This is a genomic window from Nostoc sp., from assembly GCF_054880495.1.
On the sequence record NZ_JBTYKD010000328.1, the window covers coordinates 18,609 to 35,365 of the forward strand.

The following is a 16,757-nucleotide window of genomic DNA, read 5'->3' on the forward strand; positions in this document are numbered from 1 at the left end:
AAAAACAGCAGATGGCAGTTTATCAAGTTCGATTCATCAATCCTATAATTGGGTTAGATCGCACCATTCAAGTACCAGTTGATCAATATATTCTGGATATAGCAGAAGAAGCTGGTATCCGCCTACCATCTGGGTGCAAGCAAGGCGAATGTTCTGCTTATGTCGCCAAACTCATTAGCGGTAAAGTTGATCAAAATGAGCAAAAATTTCTGCGTCCAACTGAAATACAGGCTGGTTATGTTGTTACTTGTGTAAGTTACCCTTTGTCTGATTGCACTTTAGAAACCCATCAAGAACAAGTCTTATATAAATCAGCCCTTTACTATCAGCCTGAGTTGGGAAAATCTCAGTGATTTTTGCCCTGTGACATTAAATTAATCTTAAATTCGTCAGGTGCTTTTCGTTTCTATGCAATAGACTTTAACCTCTCTCCTAAAAGGAGAGAGGCTTTGAATTTTACTCTCCAACGCTAGTAGGGAAGGGGTTGGGGGTTAGGTCTGTATTCAACTCAACAGAGAAGCGATCGCATCATGGGACTTACAAGTTTTGCATTAATATTATAACCGCTATAGATTTCTCAATGATCGACCTAACGGTAGAAGCAAATTCTATCTTGCAAGAGAGGTTAAAACCTAGCAGATAGATAAAGATGAGATCAGAAGTTACAAACAATAAATCTTTAGTTATTAGGTCAAAAAAATGTTGACATCATTATTAACCGCCCTTGCTACAGCTTTGAGCCTGTTGATTGTTGATTTGCTTGTTCCAGGCGTTAATATTGCTAATTTTCCCGCAGCTTTGATTGCCGGTTTAGTAATTGGTCTAATTAACGGCTCATTTAAACCAGTTCTATCTACTCTTTCTCTACCACTTAACTTTCTCTCATTTGGAGCATTTTCGCTCATCGTCAACGGTTTTTGTTTCTGGTTAGCATCAGTGCTAGTTCCCGGCTTCTCTGTTAGTGGTATTATTGGTTTTCTTCTGGGGCCGGTAATTCTATCTTTTGCTAACACCTTTATCAACAACTACTTTGTTGAAAAAAATCTTTTAACCAGCAGTAGTGATGTAACAAGCCAAGGTGAATTACCTTCTAGATAAGTATTAAAGGGAGTAAAAATAGCAATTTCGTCATGTCTCTACTCCAAATAGAATATCCGATGGTGGATTTCCTGATTCGGCATATTCAAAACAATGTCAGTAAACAAAATCACCAAGTTGTAACATCATGAAATTAGTGCGTTTTCTTCTAGGTTTGTTAGTGCCTCCTTTAGGCGTATTCCTGACAGTTGGAGTTGGCCCAACTTTATTTATTAACATTTTGCTGACAGCTCTAGGTTGGATACCTGGTAGTATTCATGCAATTTGGGTTATTGCCAAGCATGAAGAACAACTTAATCAAGAGGGACGTACTTACTAATACGTAAGATTAATTCTGGTAATGGGTAATGGTAATTGTAGTGCAACTATTACCCATTTATGATTTTTATAATTACTGGGGTAATACAAGGATTTGATAGGGGCGCAGCAATGCTGTGCCCCTACTGTAATTAAATTTTTATTCTCCAACAAAATAGGGTGGAAATTGCCCACCCTACTTTTCTAAATCTATTAAATACCAAAACAGTCTATTTATTAATAGTATCCCGCTTTTTATCAGCAGAGTCCTTATCTTTGAACAAGTCAGCAGCCGTTAAGAGTAACTGTCTTAAGGTTTGTTTGATTTGGCGCTCTTTCCTGGCTACAGATGTACCAGCTTCACCTAGTTGCTCTTCTAGTTGCGATCGCTTTTCTCCTACCTGTGCAGCTATAGATTCAGCTTGAGGACGAGCTTTATCATACCAGTGTTTAGCCTCGTCTAGATAATCTTGAACCTCTAGAGAACGTCCGCCATGACGTGCAGCTAAGTTAGCTCGGACAAGGGCTACCTGCGCTTGCAGTTGCGCGTAACGCTTCTTTAACAATCCGACTTCTTCACTATCTTTAATAGCATTGACAGCAGAATCAATTGCAGTTTTGGTACTAGCAGGTTTTTCCTTACCTGTCTCTTCAATCTCTGCCAAGATTACATCAACTTCTTGTTGGAGTTGCTCTTCCTCACCATCCAGTTGAGCCTGGAGCCGCTTGATATCTGTCTGAGTTTTCGCAATGCTTTCGTGTCTTTGACTATTAATTCCTTCTAGCGCTCCTTCAATGGAAGCTGTCACTTCATCTTTAAGTTCACTACCTTTTTCTTGGAAGTTTTCAACTACAGCCGAAACTGCATCTCTAACAAGGCTACGAAGTTCACCCGAACCTTGTTTAAACTCAGAAGCTACTTGAGAAACTGCGGATTTCACAATTTCTCGAATCCGATCAGTTCTTAATTGTCCGGTTTCTTTAGCTTGTTGCAAATCGGCTTGAATTTGTTGTTTGATATTGTTAGGCATTTTCAACTCTTGGGATTTAACTAATTTGGATGGATAAAAGTTTCTAGAAATGTTCCTACACCCATATTATGGCGTAGTCTGATTCGGCTAGGCACTTCCTTTAGATAGAAAATAACAGCCCCAAAGAGGTGATGTGTAATATGTCGGGCATTTGTGAGATGATTAATATTTGTTGGTAGTAATAGAGAGTAAGATATGTGGCGAGTAAATATTACTTGTTCATCTGATGCCTGGAAGCATTATGGTACTGAATTTAAAGCGATCGCAGAGAAATATCAAGGTGAATTGATCGGTTCCAAAAAAATGCCAGATGGCACACGGATCATGTCTTATAAAATTGAGGATGTGAGTGATGCAGAAGCTTTTCAAGAAGATTGTGCAAATTTTACTGGATTTACAACTGACTTTGAATCCCTGTAGTATTGGTTATGACACTTATATCTGCAACGAGTATGTCAAAATCGGGAAAGGTGGAGTCAAACAACTACTCTTCTCACTCCTAACTCCTAATTCCTAACTTCCCACTCCTAAACTTGAAAATGAACTTACCCAAAACTAGTCGTCTCCAATTTACTCCCGATTTAAACATCTGCCGCATATTAAATGGGATGTGGCAAGTCTCCGGCGGACACGGACGGATAAATCCCCAAGCTGCCATTGAGATGATGTTCAAATATTTAGATGCAGGCTTTACCACTTGGGATTTAGCAGACCATTATGGACCTGCAGAAGATTTTATTGGTGAGTTTCGCTGTGAACTAATTGATACTCGTGGGAAAGATGCTTTATCTCAGGTACAAGCCTTTACAAAATGGGTGCCTCGTCCAGGTAAAATGACGAAAAAACTCGTCGAGGAAAATATTCATATTTCCCTGAGAAGGATGAATGTACAATCCTTAGATTTGATGCAATTCCACTGGTGGGAATATCAGGATAAAAATTATCTAGATGCCCTGAAATATCTGGCAGAACTTCAGACTGAGGGTAAAATTAAGCATCTAGGTTTAACTAATTTTGACACTGAACACTTGAAGATTATTACCGAAGCAGGCATCAAAATTGTTTCTAACCAAGTGCAGTTTTCCCTGATTGACCGCCGTCCCGAAGTTAATATGGTGGAGTTTTGTCAACAGCATGACATAAAACTTTTTACTTACGGTACACTATGCGGCGGTTTGTTATCAGAAAACTATTTGGGGAAACCGGAACCGCGAGGATTTGATCTAGGTACAGCTAGTTTGAAAAAATATAAAAATATGCTGGATGGTTGGGGTGGTTGGCAATTATTTCAAGAGTTGCTGGCTATCTTGAAGGAAATTGCGAATAAGCATGGGGTAAGTATTTCTAACGTAGCAGTACGTTACATCTTAGATCAGCCAACTGTGGGAGGTGTGATAGTTGGTGCAAGGCTTGGTGCATCTGAACATATAGAAGATAACGCCAAAGTATTTAGTTTTAGTTTAGATGCTGACGATCGCGATCGCATCAATGCAGTATCTCGGCAATCACGGGATTTGTATCAGCTGATCGGCGATTGTGGCGACGAATATCGGCGATAATAACTAAGCCTTTAGGAATAGGGTAAGCCTTTAGGAACTGCAGGAAACCAGCGACCAAATCGGTGTGTTTATTGCCGGGATGGACGGACTAGGCAAAAGCATTCACCAAACTCAGAGCTTCATTCACCAAGCTCAGAGCTTCGTCCACATAACGCACCCTTTTAAATACTACCCTTGAAAGCGATTCCCCACTCCCCACTCCCTACTGACCCTTATGCTTGGCTAGAACAATCCTTAGCAACTATTCATCGGGCAGACTGGTATCGTTCAGTACAAACAATCCAGAGTCGTCCTGGTGCAACGGTGGTTTTAGCTGGGCAAGAGGTAATTAATTTTGCCAGCAATGACTATTTAGGACTTGCGGGAGATCAGAGGTTGAAGGCAGCCGCAACTGCTGCGATCGCCGATTTTGGCACTGGTAGTACTGGTTCTAGATTACTCAGTGGGCATAGAGAATTACACAGAGATTTAGAAGAGGCGATCGCATCTACCAAACAAACAGAAGATGCCTTGGTATTTAGTTCTGGGTATCTAGCAAATTTGGGCGCAATTACCGCGATCGTTGGCAAGCGTGATTTAATTTTATCTGACCAATACAATCATTCCAGTCTGAAAAATGGGGCGATTCTTAGCGGTGCAGCAGTTGTGGAATATCCGCATTGTGATCTTGCAGTATTAAAAACTCACTTGAGTCAACAACGGCACAACTACCGACGCTGTTTGATTCTGACTGATAGCGTCTTCAGCATGGATGGCGATTTATGTCCGTTGCCCCGACTGTTGGATCTCGCTGATGAATTTAGCTGTATGCTGTTAGTTGATGAAGCTCATGCCACTGGGGTACTAGGAAAAACTGGCGCTGGGTGTGTGGAACATTTTGGGTGTACAGGAAAGCAGTTAGTTCAAGTTGGCACCTTGAGTAAAGCTTTGGGTAGTTTAGGCGGGTATGTAGCTGCAAGTAGCGCCTTAATTGACTTTTTGCGAAACCGCGCATCCACTTGGATTTACACCACTGGGCTTTCACCTGCTGATACGGCGGCGGCCTTAGCAGCAATCAAGATAGTGCAACAAGAACCGCAACGCCGTGCCCAATTGTGGGAAAATGTAGATTACTTGAAAAATTTACTGCAACAACAGTTACCTAATCTAAAATTACTGCCTTCGGAATCACCTATATTATGTTTTCAATTGCCTAGTGCGACAGATGCCCTCAAAGCTGGAAAACAGCTAAGAGATGCTGGCATTTTTGCCCCAGCAATTCGTCCCCCCACAGTGCCCACAAGTCGGATCAGAATATCTTTAATGGCAACTCATGAAGCAGCACATATTGAAAAATTGGTAGCAGTGCTGAAGCATATCTGTTAACTCCTGAGATTCTAAGTAGGTAGGCGTAAATAATTAAAGGTTTATAGTGTACACCCTTTGGGGAAGCAATCTACGCGTAGCGTCTCGTAGAGAGGGCTGAAGCCCTCTTTACAAGCAAATTTTAATATTTTTATTTAATTAACATAGTTTGGTTTATCTTCGCCCACTTACTTATAGCAATCTTAAACAACATCCCCGACTTCTTTGATAAGTCGAGATGGGTGGCTTTCAATCTTTACAAATCAAACAGGATTGCTATATATAAAATTCACGATAATTTTTTATTTTCCTACTATATTATTGAACAATTAGCTTCTAGCAAAAGAGGTTTTTCAAACTAAATAAAAATCTATCTGGGGATAAGTTACTAAAATTAGCGAACTAGCTTACGGTATGTAGAGTCTCTGCAATAAGTATTGGTTGTTCCTAGACATTTTCATGCCCCATATTCATTCTTCCCAATTACTGCGTTATAGCATTGTTTTCTTAATTGTCGTAGTTGCATTAGCGATAATAATGTTGATGCCAAACCCCTGGTTAAGCAGTGCAAGTCCTTTCCTGCTGTTTTTAAGCGCTGTAATGGTGAGTGCTTGGTATGGTGGTTTGAAGTCAGGGCTGTTAGCAACTTCCTTGTCTGCGTTACTGAGCGATTACTTCTTTCTCCCCCCAGTTAATGAACTGAATTTTGACATATCCAATTGTGTGCCAATTGGGTTGTTTGCATTCCAAGGATTGCTCTTTAGTATCCTATGTGATGCCTTAAAGACTGCTAAAAGACAAGCTGATGAAAATCTTCAAAAGCTGAGAGTTAGTGAGGAGCGATTTCAATTAGCGTTAAGTAGTTCAGATATCGTCGTCTTTCAGCAAGATCGCGATTTGCGATATCAGTGGATTCATCATCCTCAAGGTTTAGATACTACTGAGGAAATCTTAGGTAAGTCTGATGATCAATTATTTCCAGCTTTAGTAACCGAGCAATTGAGGGCAATTAAGCTGAAGGCACTAGAAACTGGTGTTGCAACCCGTGAAGAGGTTTATCTAACAATATCTGGAAAAGACCGTTACTATGATTTGCTAGTTGAACCGCTAAAGGATGCAGACAATAACATTCAGGGTATTACGTGTATAGGTGTGAATATTACTGAGCGCAAGCAGACTGAGGAAAGACTCCGCTATATCGCCGAATTTAGTAGTGTACTCTCTACTTCGCTAGATTATGAACAGACTTTACAACAGATCGCTAAAATCTCAGTTCCTCAGCTTGGTGATTGGTGTAGCGTTGATATTTTAAATGAAGATGGTTCCATTCGCCGCTTACCCATTGCCCATGTAGACCCACCTAAAGTAGAATTGGCGCGTAAACTTGAGCAGTATATCACCGATCGCAACGGTGCAAATCTCATCGCTAAGGTACTGCAAACTCGGCAAGCAGAATTAATTTCAGAAGTATCTGACTCGCTATTGGTGGGGACTACTCAGAATCAGGAACACTTAGAACTGATTCGAGAATTGGGGATCAAGTCTTTGATAATTGTGCCTTTAATTGCACACCAACGACTACTCGGCTGTATCTCCTTTGTCACCGCAGAATCAGACCATCGCTACGATCGCTCTGACTTAACTTTAGCAACAGATATTAGCCATCGTGCTGCCTTAGCAGTGGAAAATGCCCGACTTTATCAAGATATGCAGCAGGCTTTAGTCCATTATGGCGAATCTTTATCTCTTCTAGATGCGCTACTCGGAGCTGCTCCGGTTGCTGTATGCTTTTTGGATCGGGAACTGCGATATATCCGAATTAATCAAGTTTTCGCTGACATTAACGGTTTGACCATAGAAGAGCATCTAGGACGCCAATTTGGGGAAGTGCCGTTATCTTTAGCGGCTGAGTTGAAGCTACAGTTACAGCGCGTGTTGGATACTGGAGAACCCCTGCTGAATATGGAAATCAGCAGTGAGATCAGGGGACAACCAGGATGTTACAGCTACTGGCTGGGCAACTATTACCCCGTCAACAATGCAATGAGTGAAACGGTAGGAATTGGGATTATTTTGGCAGATGTGACAGCAGCAAAGCAAACTTCACTTGCATTGCAGGAAAGCGAAGAAAGGTTCCGGGCAATGTTCAACCAAGCAGCCGTGGGCATTTCTCTAGTAGCATTGGATGGACAATTTCTGCAAATTAATCCGGCTCTGTGTGAAATTACTGGATACAGCTATGAAGAGTTAATCCAGATGAACTTTCAGGAAATTACCCACCCTGACGACTTAGAACTTGATTGGGAGAATGCTGGGCGGGTTTTCGCAAAAGAAATTAGTGGTTATTCTTTGGAGAAGCGCTACATCCGCAAAGATGGTTCGATTGTTTGGGTAAACTTAACTATATCAGGAGTTTGGGATGCGAAGGGACAACCAAAGTATGCATTAGGGATTATTGAGGATATTAGCGATCGCAAACGAGTTGAAACGACTCAAAACTTTTTAGTCGAAGCCAGCACCTTACTAGCGGCCTCATTGGATTATGAAATCACCTTGGAAAGTGTGGCTAATATCGCAGTTCCTACCTTAGCTGACTGGTGTATTGTAGATGTTTTCCGCGAAGATTGGTCAAGTAAACAAATTGCGATCGCAATTGCCGATCCCACAAAACTAGATACTTTAGAGGAAATCCGACGGCGTTATCCACCCAAAAGCCGAGCTAAAAAGCTGCTACAGCAGTTACAGCTAGGAATATCTATCTTTTATCCCGAATTATCTGACTCTCATCTTATCCAGATGGCTAAAGACGAAGAACATCTGCAATTGCTGCGAAGCTTGGGTATTCGTTCTCTAATGGTGATTCCAGTTCGTTCTCGTGGGCAATTATTTGGAGCAATCTCTTTTTTCACAGCCGAGTCAGCTCGACACTACAAACAGACAGACTTGGCTTTAGCAGAGGATATTGCTCGACGGGCGGCGACAGCTATCGACAACGCCAGACTCTATCAGGAAACTGAAATATCTGTCAATCGCACGGTACTTTTACAAAGAATAACTGCTGCTCTTTCGGAAGCGCTAACTCCTGAACAGGTGGCTGATGTGGTGGTGAATCAAGGGATTGCCGCTTTGTCAGCTACTGCTGGTTCCGTTGTCTTACTGACTGAGGGAGGTACTACCCTAAAAGTTGTGCAAGCAATTGGCTATCCGCAATCATTCATCGATGCCTGGGCAAATTTTCCGATCACTGCACCTAACCAGATAGCGGAAACAGTCAGAACAAGAACGCCGATTTTTTTAGAAAATTTAGCAGCGATGATTGCTAAATATCCGAACTTAGCAAGTCGAATGGCTCTTACAGGAAATAATGCCTGGGCTTCCATTCCCTTGATTGCAGAAGGCAAAGTAATTGGGGCGCTGGGATTAAGCTTTGCCACTGTCCAAATATTTAACGAAGAATACCGGGGATTTATATTGACACTGGGACAACAATGTGGTCAAGCGATCGCTCGCGCTCAACTTTACGAAGCCGAAAAGACTGCAAGGGCACAAGCTGAGACAGCCAACCGGATTAAAGATGAATTCCTCGCCGTCCTTTCCCATGAACTCAGAACTCCCCTAAATCCGATTTTAGGATGGGCAAAATTACTCAGAACCCGCAAGTTCGACGATGCCACTAGAATCCGGGCATTGGAAACAATCGAGCGCAATGCCAAGTTACAAACCCAACTGATTGGAGATTTACTTGATGTTTCGCGGATTTTGCAAGGGAAAGTCAGGTTAAATCTCTATGCAGTAGATTTGAAAGTAGCGATCGCATCTGCACTAGAAACAGTGCGTTTAGCAGGAGAAGCCAAGTCAATTGAAATAAAAACGGTGCTAAGTCATGATCTCGGCAAAGTTCTGGGTGATGGCGATCGCTTGCAACAAGTGATGTGGAATCTCCTCTCCAATGCCGTTAAATTCACACCCACAGAAGGCCAAGTAGAAGTGCGTCTAGAGCAAGTTGGGTTAGATGCCCAAATCCAGGTGATTGATACAGGTAAAGGAATTAACCCGGAATTTTTGCCCTACGTATTTGATTACTTCCGGCAAGCAGATGCCAAGACAACCAGAGTATTTGGGGGACTAGGATTAGGACTGGCAATTGTGCGTCATCTAGTAGAACTTCACGGTGGTACAGTTCAGGCAGAGAGTCGGGGAGAAGGACAGGGGGCTACCTTTACAGTCAGACTACCTTTGCTAAAAAATTCTGAGTTGCGAGTCAGCAGTAGTGAGCCTTCTCAACCAGAACTCACCACTGAGGACACATTACTGGCTGGAGTGCAAATCCTATTTGTAGACGATCAACCTGATGTGCGAGAGTTTTTTAGCTTTGCGCTAGAACAATATGGCGCAACTGTAACAGCAGTTGAGTCAGCTGCCCAAGCGCTGGAAACATTAGCCCAATCAAAGCCACATATCCTGTTAAGCGATATTGGAATGCCCTTAATGGATGGCTATATGCTGCTGGGTGAGGTGAGAAAATTACCACCAGAGCAAGGCGGACAAATTCCTGCGATCGCTTTGACTGCTTATGCTGGAGAAATTAATTATAACCAAGCAATGGCCGCAGGATTTCAAAAACACCTACCTAAACCCGTCGATCCTGTGGAATTAGCTACAGCGATCGTCAATCTGCTCGCGCCCAATCAACCTGGAATTTAGTACAGAACACCACAAAAAGAGTATGGAATTTAATCATTTGAAGCCTAAAACAACCTATTTTCCTTAATACACATCATGATCAATTTGTACGTGTGTAAGTCCTATTAGCCTTAACCCAAGCGTATTGACTTAAGTCTCCACTATCTTGTTGACCACTAAATTAAAAATTCCGTGGGCGGCTCTGTAAAGTCTCTTTAATTATGAATTATGAATTATGAATTATTTTGTCAACCAATAGGGCGATTACCAGGATTGACAGCATGAATATATTCACTACCCGATCGCGGTCTTCCTCGTTTATAATAAGCTTCTTCTGGTTTACCCCATCCTAGCTGCAAAATCATTTCCAAAAAGCTAGAATTTTCCCACTTACACAAACTTGCCCATTCTGTTCTTTGAACAATTCTCTCAACATCAGATGTGACAATTTGTTGATATTGTTTACTATTATTGAAACTCAAGTATAAATCCATCTCTATAGATACTTCATACCAAAATTCTAGGATAGAATTTTTAGCAGCTTTTAATATCTCTAAGTCACTGTTGAGAGCGATTAACTCAGTGTCTACTTCGGGATAGTTCAAGTTTTTCCCTTTGACTCTTACCTCCCGCCAGATAATACCTGAAACTTGATTTTCCCTCTGATAGTCATGAATTGCAGTTTTGAAATCTTGATAGGCAGTGAACCGTTGTAGCCCATCAGTTCTGAGAAACTGGTCAATTAGAGGATTGCCAGAGACAGTTATTTCTAATTTTAGACGTTTTCCATTCAGGCAGGCTTGGCGTTCATCTGCCAAAATTTGAATTAGCTCCTGGGTGGTGTAAACCTTTGACATCAGAATACACTCTAGTTACTCATTGGTCATTAGTCACTTGTACTGACTTGTACTGAGCGGCGCGTTGCCCTGAGCTTTGCCGTACCACTTCGTGGAAGCAAGCTACGCGTAGCGCGATGCCCTGAGCTTGCCGTTCGCGTAGCGTCTCGTAGAGAAGGGTCTCGTAGAGAAGGGTCGAAGTAGCGTTGCCGTTGGCGAAGCCTCTGGTAGAGAAGTATTGGTCATTAGTCATTTGTTACGGACTATAGACTATGGATTAACTTTCTAATCTGTTAACACAGACATTTAAATATTATGCTTTGGCATTGGACGAAATGTAGTAACAGATAGCACTAAAAATTAGAGCAGACCAATTTGGTCTACCCCAGAACTTACTTCGCTAACTCACTACTGAACTCATTGAAGGCTCGCCGCTTTAGCTTTGTTGTTTCCGTGCGTGGTACCAAATCAAATATTTTGCGAAATTCATCGTCTATATCTTCAAAAGCTACTTGACCCTTCTTATTCAAAACTACTTCACCTGATTTATTAAACACCACGACTTGAGGAACACCCCCAGAATAGTAATATCCTGGTTCTGTAGGGTCATAGGTCTGTTTAAGCGGGATAGTATCTACATTAATAGGCATAATCTCTGCTACCCGACCATAGAATTCCTGTACCCGTGAAATGGAAATGGCATATCTTTTGGAATCGCTGGTGTCATCCAAATAAAATGCCAAAAATATAGGTTTATGTTCCGCTAAAGCCTGTGCTAGTGTCTGTCTGGGAGGAACCAAAGAACCATTGCCAGCATAAATGACAAAGATGTTGCCATCATATAAATCATTATTGAGACTGGCATACGCAGGTTGCATACTTATAATGAAAAGACTTGCAAGCAATAATAAGCTTTTGGATAACAACCTTCGCCAGCCAGTAATTTGTTTATGTAAAAAAAGAAACTTTGTGCTATTCATCAAAAGGAACCTTGCAAGTTACTAGTTGTTGTGAGTTTGTGCTGAATTCGGCAAACTGGGCTGGATATGTAATTACGCCCACACACTATTTTTTAAGATAACGCCTACTGAGATTATCTCTCGCAAGTGGCTGGTATCGCTACGCAAAAATCAAAGCAGAGGTAAAGTAGCGCAACCGTAAGGCTCAACCATCCAAAATCGTTCGATGTTTCCTGAGCCTTGTCGTTCGCGTAGCGTCCCGCAGGGAAGGACTGAGGTTCGCGTAGCGCGATGCCCTGAGCTTGCCGTTCGCGCAGCGTCTCGTAGAGAAGGGTCTCGCAGAGAAGTCGAAGTCCCAAATCCAAAATTGGTATGGCTGGCTTTTTCAGCCAGGATTCGGTAAACTCACAAGATTAAATTTGCAATTAAATACTTTCAATTAGCAACCGCCAGAAGACTAGGGTATAGATGTGGAAAACAAAATACAATTCATAGATAGGCTGCGATTGGGTTTCGCGGTGTCAGTGGCAAAAAGTGTAACGTTTATTGTACAATTTTTGCGTTTGGGTGCTGCTAGTGTGTTACCAGGTGCGATCGCTCGTCGCATTCAACCCCGCCTTTTAGAATTATTGAGTCAGCAAGTTAAAAACGGGGTGATTTTAATTGCTGGTACTAACGGCAAAACCACTACAGCGCTGCTTTTATGCACAATACTAGAACGCAAGGGTTATCGCATCGCTCATAATTCTACAGGTGCAAATCTCGAAAATGGCTTGATGAGTGCGCTATTAGAAAGCACTAATTTACTAGGCACACTAGATGTTGATTACGCGATTTTAGAAGTTGATGAAAATATTGTACCAAGAGTATTAACGCCACTCCAACCGCGAATTATTCTCTGTTTAAACTTGTTCCGCGACCAACTCGATAGGTATGGGGAAGTAGACACAATTAGTAAGCGTTGGACAAAAGTTATTTCTACGTTACCAACAGAAACGGTGGTAATTCCCAATGCTGATGACCCAACTTTATCTAACCTCGGTCAGCAGTTACCCCAACGGGTGTTATTCTTTGGCTTAAATGAGCCTGAACATTATTTAGAAGCAATTCCTCACGCAGTTGATTCTATTTATTGTCCCAAATGTGGACATTCTCTAGATTACAAAGGTGTTTATTTGTCTCATTTGGGAGATTTTACTTGTCCCAAGTGTGGTTTTACTAAAAGTAAACCGACTCTCGAAAGTAGTAAATGGTCGCAAATTCTAGTTGGTTTGTACAACAAATATAATACTTTAGCGGCTGCTACTGCGGCTATTGAGTTGGGAATTGATCAAGCAACAATCAGAGATAGTATTAACAATTTCCAAGCGGCGTTTGGTCGCGCAGAAGATTTAGTAATTAATGGTAAACGCGTGCGGATATTGTTATCAAAAAATCCAGTGGGAACCAATGAAACCATTCGCGTAGTTACTGAAAGCACAGATAAAACCACACTGCTGGTATTGAACGATCGCACGCCCGATGGCACTGATGTATCCTGGATTTGGGACGTGGATACGGAGAAATTAGTCGAACGGGGAGGGACTTTAGTAGTGAGTGGCGATCGCGTCTACGATTTGGCTCTACGTCTACGTTACAGCGAAAAGTCCCTTCAGAGTAAGTTAAATTTAATTGTCGAAGAAGATTTGCGACAAGCGATCGCTACTGCATTAGAGCATACACCAGAGAATGAAACTTTGCACATTCTGCCCACCTATTCAGCCATGTTAGAAGTGCGAGAAATTTTGACTGGGCGGAAAATTCTTTAAATTTGGGAGTGGGGAGTCGATATGCTAACCCAAACAGAAATTACTCCTCCAAGTCTGGATATGCACAGAGTGATTTCACCCTAAGGTGAGCAGCTGTTCCACATTTAACTTGCATATTTTGGGCGCTCGTGTCGCCCACCCCACAATAAATGTACAATTTCAGATTATGCAAACTAGATGTGGTTTATAGCGTTTCCTAATCACATAAGGTACATCATAGCCCCCTCCTTGCTTGCAGGGAGGGGGTTGGGGGTGGGGTTCTTGTACCTCAGTCAACTGAGAACCGCTATAGCTTAAAAACTATTAGTTATTAATCAAGAGTTATTTATGAGTTATCAACAATTGGAAATCACAATAGGTTGGCTTTATCCGACGCTGATGAGTACCTATGGCGATCGCGGTAATGTAATTACTATAGAACGTCGCGCTCAGTGGCGGGGATACGATGTTAAAGTGTTACCCTTGGATCAAAATGCCACAGCCGCAGATATTAAAGCTGTAGATATCATAGTTGGTGGTGGCGCACAAGACCGCCAACAAGAAATTGTTATGCGTGATTTGCAAGGTGTCAAAGCCGACGCTATGCGTGAGAAAATCGAAAATGGAACACCGGGAGTTTTTACCTGTGGTTCACCCCAATTACTTGGACATTATTATGAACCAGGATTAGGACAACGAATTGATGGTTTGGGAATACTCGATTTAGTTTCCGTCCATCCTGGTGAAAATATTAAGCGCTGTATTGGTAACTTGGTAATTGAAGTTACAGCTTCACGCCTAGCGCGAGATTTGCAAGAGATGACGGGTAGTACACCATATTTAGTAGGCTTTGAAAATCACGGCGGACGTACCAAACTGGGAAAAGTGGAAGCATTGGGGCGCGTGGTGTATGGCTTGGGAAATAATGGTGAAGATGGGACAGAAGGAGCATTTTATCAGAATGCGATTGCTACTTATTCCCACGGACCATTATTACCCAAAAATCCTTTTGTCGCCGATTGGTTAATTCAAACAGCGCTGCGGCTAAAGTATCAGCAGGAAATTAGCTTGCAACCTTTAGATGATAATCTTGCTGTCCAAGCACGGGAAGCGATGTTTAAGCGGTTGAAAGTGAGTTTAGGGACGGGGGGTCATCTTTGAAATTGCTGACTAATGCTTTGATGGCTGCACGCCGCACATTTCCATCATCAGCACTGGCGTAGTTTTTGAGAAATGAGCGGGTGTCTGGGCTGGCTGAAGATTTGTTTAGAATAACTAATATCATTTAGGAGTAGTTTTATGGTTCTACAAGTTAACGCCATCCAAAAAGAACCAACTGTTACTTGGGAAGCACTTCCAGCCGACTTCATTTTACCTGACGATCCAGTGGAAAATATTCAACAACCCGCGATCGGTGCTGCGCTTACCGATGCTTTGGGAAGCACAGGATGCATCCAACCCCAGATACTGATTGGCTCTAATTTTGGACTTGTAGCCACAGTCAACAAAAAAATTGTCGTTAAAGCCCCTGATTGGTTTTACGTACCTCAAGTGCAGTCTGTAGGACCAAATGTAGTTCGCCGCAGCTATACCCCGAATTTAGAAGGGGCTGCTGTGGCTGTAGTGATGGAATTTCTCTCAGACACAGAAGGTGGAGAACTCTCAGTCCGCTCAACTCCACCCTACGGTAAACTCTATTATTACGAAAAGATTCTCCAAGTTCCAACCTACGTAACCTACGATCCCTATGAGCCTAGTTTAGAACTACGGTGTTTGCAAAATGGAGAATATATTTTGCCGCAAGCAGATACCAATGGACGCTTTTGGATTCCTGAGTTAGAGTTATTTCTCGGAATTTGGCAGGGTGAAAGATTATGCCAAACGATGAATTGGCTGCGCTGGTGGGATAGAGAAGGAAATTTGCTGTTGTGGAGTAGCGAACAAGCTGAACAAGAACGCCAACGTGCTGATATATTAGCAGCTAAGTTACGTGAGCTAGGTGTTGACCCTGATGCTCCAGCGTAGCTTGTACTTCTCTACGAGACGCTGCGCGTAGCTTGCTTCCACGAAGTAGTACGGCAAGCTCAGTAACCATCGTAGACATCGCATAACCTCAAGGAATGCTGGGAATAATAAATTGGGGACATCAGCACCAAAATTCCATGAAACAGCAAAAAAATCAGTTCACCCATCTGACTGCGATCGAAAGAAGTTATCTGTCATTTCCTGCACAGTTTTTATTAAATCAAAACCTTCTACAAGGCAAAATACTAGACTTTGGTTGTGGCTTTGGTAATGATGTTAAAATATTGCGCCAAAAAGGTTGTGATATTACAGGATATGACCCTTATTATTTCCCAGAATATCCTGATAATAAATTTGATACAATAATTTGCTTTTATGTTTTAAATGTCTTATTTACTGAAGAACAAACTAATGTTCTTATGGAAATATCACACTTATTAAAACCAGGTGGTAAAGCTTATTATGCTGTAAGAAGGGATCTTAAAAAAGAAGGGTTTAGAGAACATTATGTCCATAAAAAACCGACATATCAATGTATTGTCAAACTTCCCTTTCCTTCAGTTTGTTTAGATCAACATCGGGAATTATATGAGTATATTCACTATAATCATCAGCGAAATTCATCTAATTATTGTATATTCTGTAATCCCCATAAAAGCCTCAAACTATTAACTGAATCCGCAACTGCTTATGCAATTTTTGATGGCTACCCTATAAGTAAAGGACATATTTTGATTATTCCCAAACGTCATGTTAGCAGTTATTTTGAACTACCATTGAAAGAGCAATCTGCTTGCTGGTTTATGGTGAACAAAGTACAAGCAATTCTCAAAGCAGAATTTGAACCTGATGGTTTTAATATAGGAATGAATATCAATCGAGCCGCCGGTCAACATATTATGCACGCCAGCATTCATATCATCCCTCGTTACAAAGGTGATAGTGTTGGCGCAAAAAGTGGAATCAGAAACGTTATTCCTAAAAAGCAATAGTTTTTCTTTACTGACAGCTTTTGGTAGAAAAACATTATCCACAGGCGTTTCATCAGAATCTGGTAATTCCTCGGCTGAGGGCAAGTACCTTGGCAAGTTGTACTCTAACATGGCTGGTTTGCCCAAAACTCAAAAGATATTTAGCT

Annotated in this window: 15 protein-coding genes; 11 read left to right on the top strand and 4 right to left on the bottom strand. The window is 41.7% G+C overall.

The annotated features are described in order from the left end of the window. The first annotated feature begins 11 nt into the window (after positions 1–11). The 3 genes from ACYTXL_RS28575 (at position 12) to ACYTXL_RS28585 (ending at position 1,417) form a co-directional block, all read left to right on the top strand. Positions 12–353, top strand: a complete 342-nt coding sequence (locus ACYTXL_RS28575) for a 2Fe-2S iron-sulfur cluster-binding protein (protein ID WP_461927578.1) — start codon at positions 12–14, stop codon at positions 351–353. Positions 354–699: 346 nt separating this feature from the next. Then, positions 700–1,098, top strand: a complete 399-nt coding sequence (locus ACYTXL_RS28580; RefSeq protein ID WP_461927579.1) for a phage holin family protein — start codon at positions 700–702, stop codon at positions 1,096–1,098. Between the two features lie 127 nt (positions 1,099–1,225). Continuing rightward, positions 1,226–1,417: a YqaE/Pmp3 family membrane protein gene (locus tag ACYTXL_RS28585; RefSeq protein ID WP_461927580.1), complete on the top strand. Its 192-nt coding sequence runs from the start codon at positions 1,226–1,228 to the stop codon at positions 1,415–1,417. A gap of 208 nt (positions 1,418–1,625) precedes the next feature. On the opposite strand, the gene ACYTXL_RS28590 is transcribed toward ACYTXL_RS28585, so the two are convergent. Continuing rightward, positions 1,626–2,426, bottom strand: coding sequence for a histidine kinase (locus ACYTXL_RS28590; RefSeq protein WP_461927581.1), 801 nt, complete (start codon positions 2,424–2,426; stop codon positions 1,626–1,628). A 195-nt stretch (positions 2,427–2,621) separates the two neighbouring features. Between ACYTXL_RS28590 and ACYTXL_RS28595 the strand changes: the two genes are divergently transcribed. The 4 genes from ACYTXL_RS28595 (at position 2,622) to ACYTXL_RS28610 (ending at position 10,033) form a co-directional block, all read left to right on the top strand. Next, positions 2,622–2,846 (top strand): hypothetical protein, encoded by a 225-nt coding sequence (locus ACYTXL_RS28595; RefSeq protein ID WP_292795692.1) that lies wholly within the window; start codon positions 2,622–2,624, stop codon positions 2,844–2,846. 119 nt (positions 2,847–2,965) lie between these two features. Further along, positions 2,966–3,985, top strand: coding sequence for an aldo/keto reductase (locus ACYTXL_RS28600; protein ID WP_461927582.1), 1,020 nt, complete (start codon positions 2,966–2,968; stop codon positions 3,983–3,985). Between the two features lie 183 nt (positions 3,986–4,168). Next, the gene (gene bioF, locus ACYTXL_RS28605; RefSeq protein WP_461927631.1) at positions 4,169–5,350 is read left to right on the top strand and encodes an 8-amino-7-oxononanoate synthase; all 1,182 of its coding nucleotides are present in this window, start codon (positions 4,169–4,171) and stop codon (positions 5,348–5,350) included. A gap of 438 nt (positions 5,351–5,788) precedes the next feature. Next, positions 5,789–10,033 carry a PAS domain S-box protein gene (locus ACYTXL_RS28610; protein WP_461927583.1) on the top strand — a complete coding sequence of 1,415 codons (4,245 nt, stop codon included), beginning with the start codon at positions 5,789–5,791 and terminating at the stop codon, positions 10,031–10,033. A 227-nt stretch (positions 10,034–10,260) separates the two neighbouring features. On the opposite strand, the gene ACYTXL_RS28615 is transcribed toward ACYTXL_RS28610, so the two are convergent. The 3 genes from ACYTXL_RS28615 to ACYTXL_RS28625 form a co-directional block, all read right to left on the bottom strand. Then, on the bottom strand, positions 10,261–10,869 hold the full coding sequence (locus ACYTXL_RS28615; protein WP_461927584.1) for a hypothetical protein: 609 nt from the start codon (positions 10,867–10,869) through the stop codon (positions 10,261–10,263). A gap of 19 nt (positions 10,870–10,888) precedes the next feature. Then, positions 10,889–11,101 carry a hypothetical protein gene (locus ACYTXL_RS28620; RefSeq protein ID WP_461927585.1) on the bottom strand — a complete coding sequence of 71 codons (213 nt, stop codon included), beginning with the start codon at positions 11,099–11,101 and terminating at the stop codon, positions 10,889–10,891. Between the two features lie 139 nt (positions 11,102–11,240). Then, positions 11,241–11,828, bottom strand: a complete 588-nt coding sequence (locus ACYTXL_RS28625) for a thylakoid membrane photosystem I accumulation factor (protein WP_461927586.1) — start codon at positions 11,826–11,828, stop codon at positions 11,241–11,243. 449 nt (positions 11,829–12,277) lie between these two features. Here ACYTXL_RS28625 and ACYTXL_RS28630 point away from each other — a divergent pair, with 449 nt between their 5' ends. The 4 genes from ACYTXL_RS28630 to ACYTXL_RS28645 all read left to right on the top strand — a co-directional run bounded on the left by ACYTXL_RS28630 (position 12,278) and on the right by ACYTXL_RS28645 (position 16,611). After that, positions 12,278–13,615, top strand: coding sequence for a MurT ligase domain-containing protein (locus tag ACYTXL_RS28630; RefSeq protein ID WP_461927587.1), 1,338 nt, complete (start codon positions 12,278–12,280; stop codon positions 13,613–13,615). A 327-nt stretch (positions 13,616–13,942) separates the two neighbouring features. Continuing rightward, positions 13,943–14,755 (top strand): type 1 glutamine amidotransferase, encoded by an 813-nt coding sequence (locus ACYTXL_RS28635; protein WP_461927588.1) that lies wholly within the window; start codon positions 13,943–13,945, stop codon positions 14,753–14,755. A 138-nt stretch (positions 14,756–14,893) separates the two neighbouring features. After that, a complete protein-coding gene (locus tag ACYTXL_RS28640; protein ID WP_461927589.1) occupies positions 14,894–15,619 on the top strand; it encodes a Uma2 family endonuclease in 726 nt (241 codons plus the stop codon). 137 nt (positions 15,620–15,756) lie between these two features. Further along, positions 15,757–16,611 (top strand): HIT family protein, encoded by an 855-nt coding sequence (locus ACYTXL_RS28645; RefSeq protein WP_461927590.1) that lies wholly within the window; start codon positions 15,757–15,759, stop codon positions 16,609–16,611. The last annotated feature ends 146 nt before the right edge of the window (positions 16,612–16,757 follow it).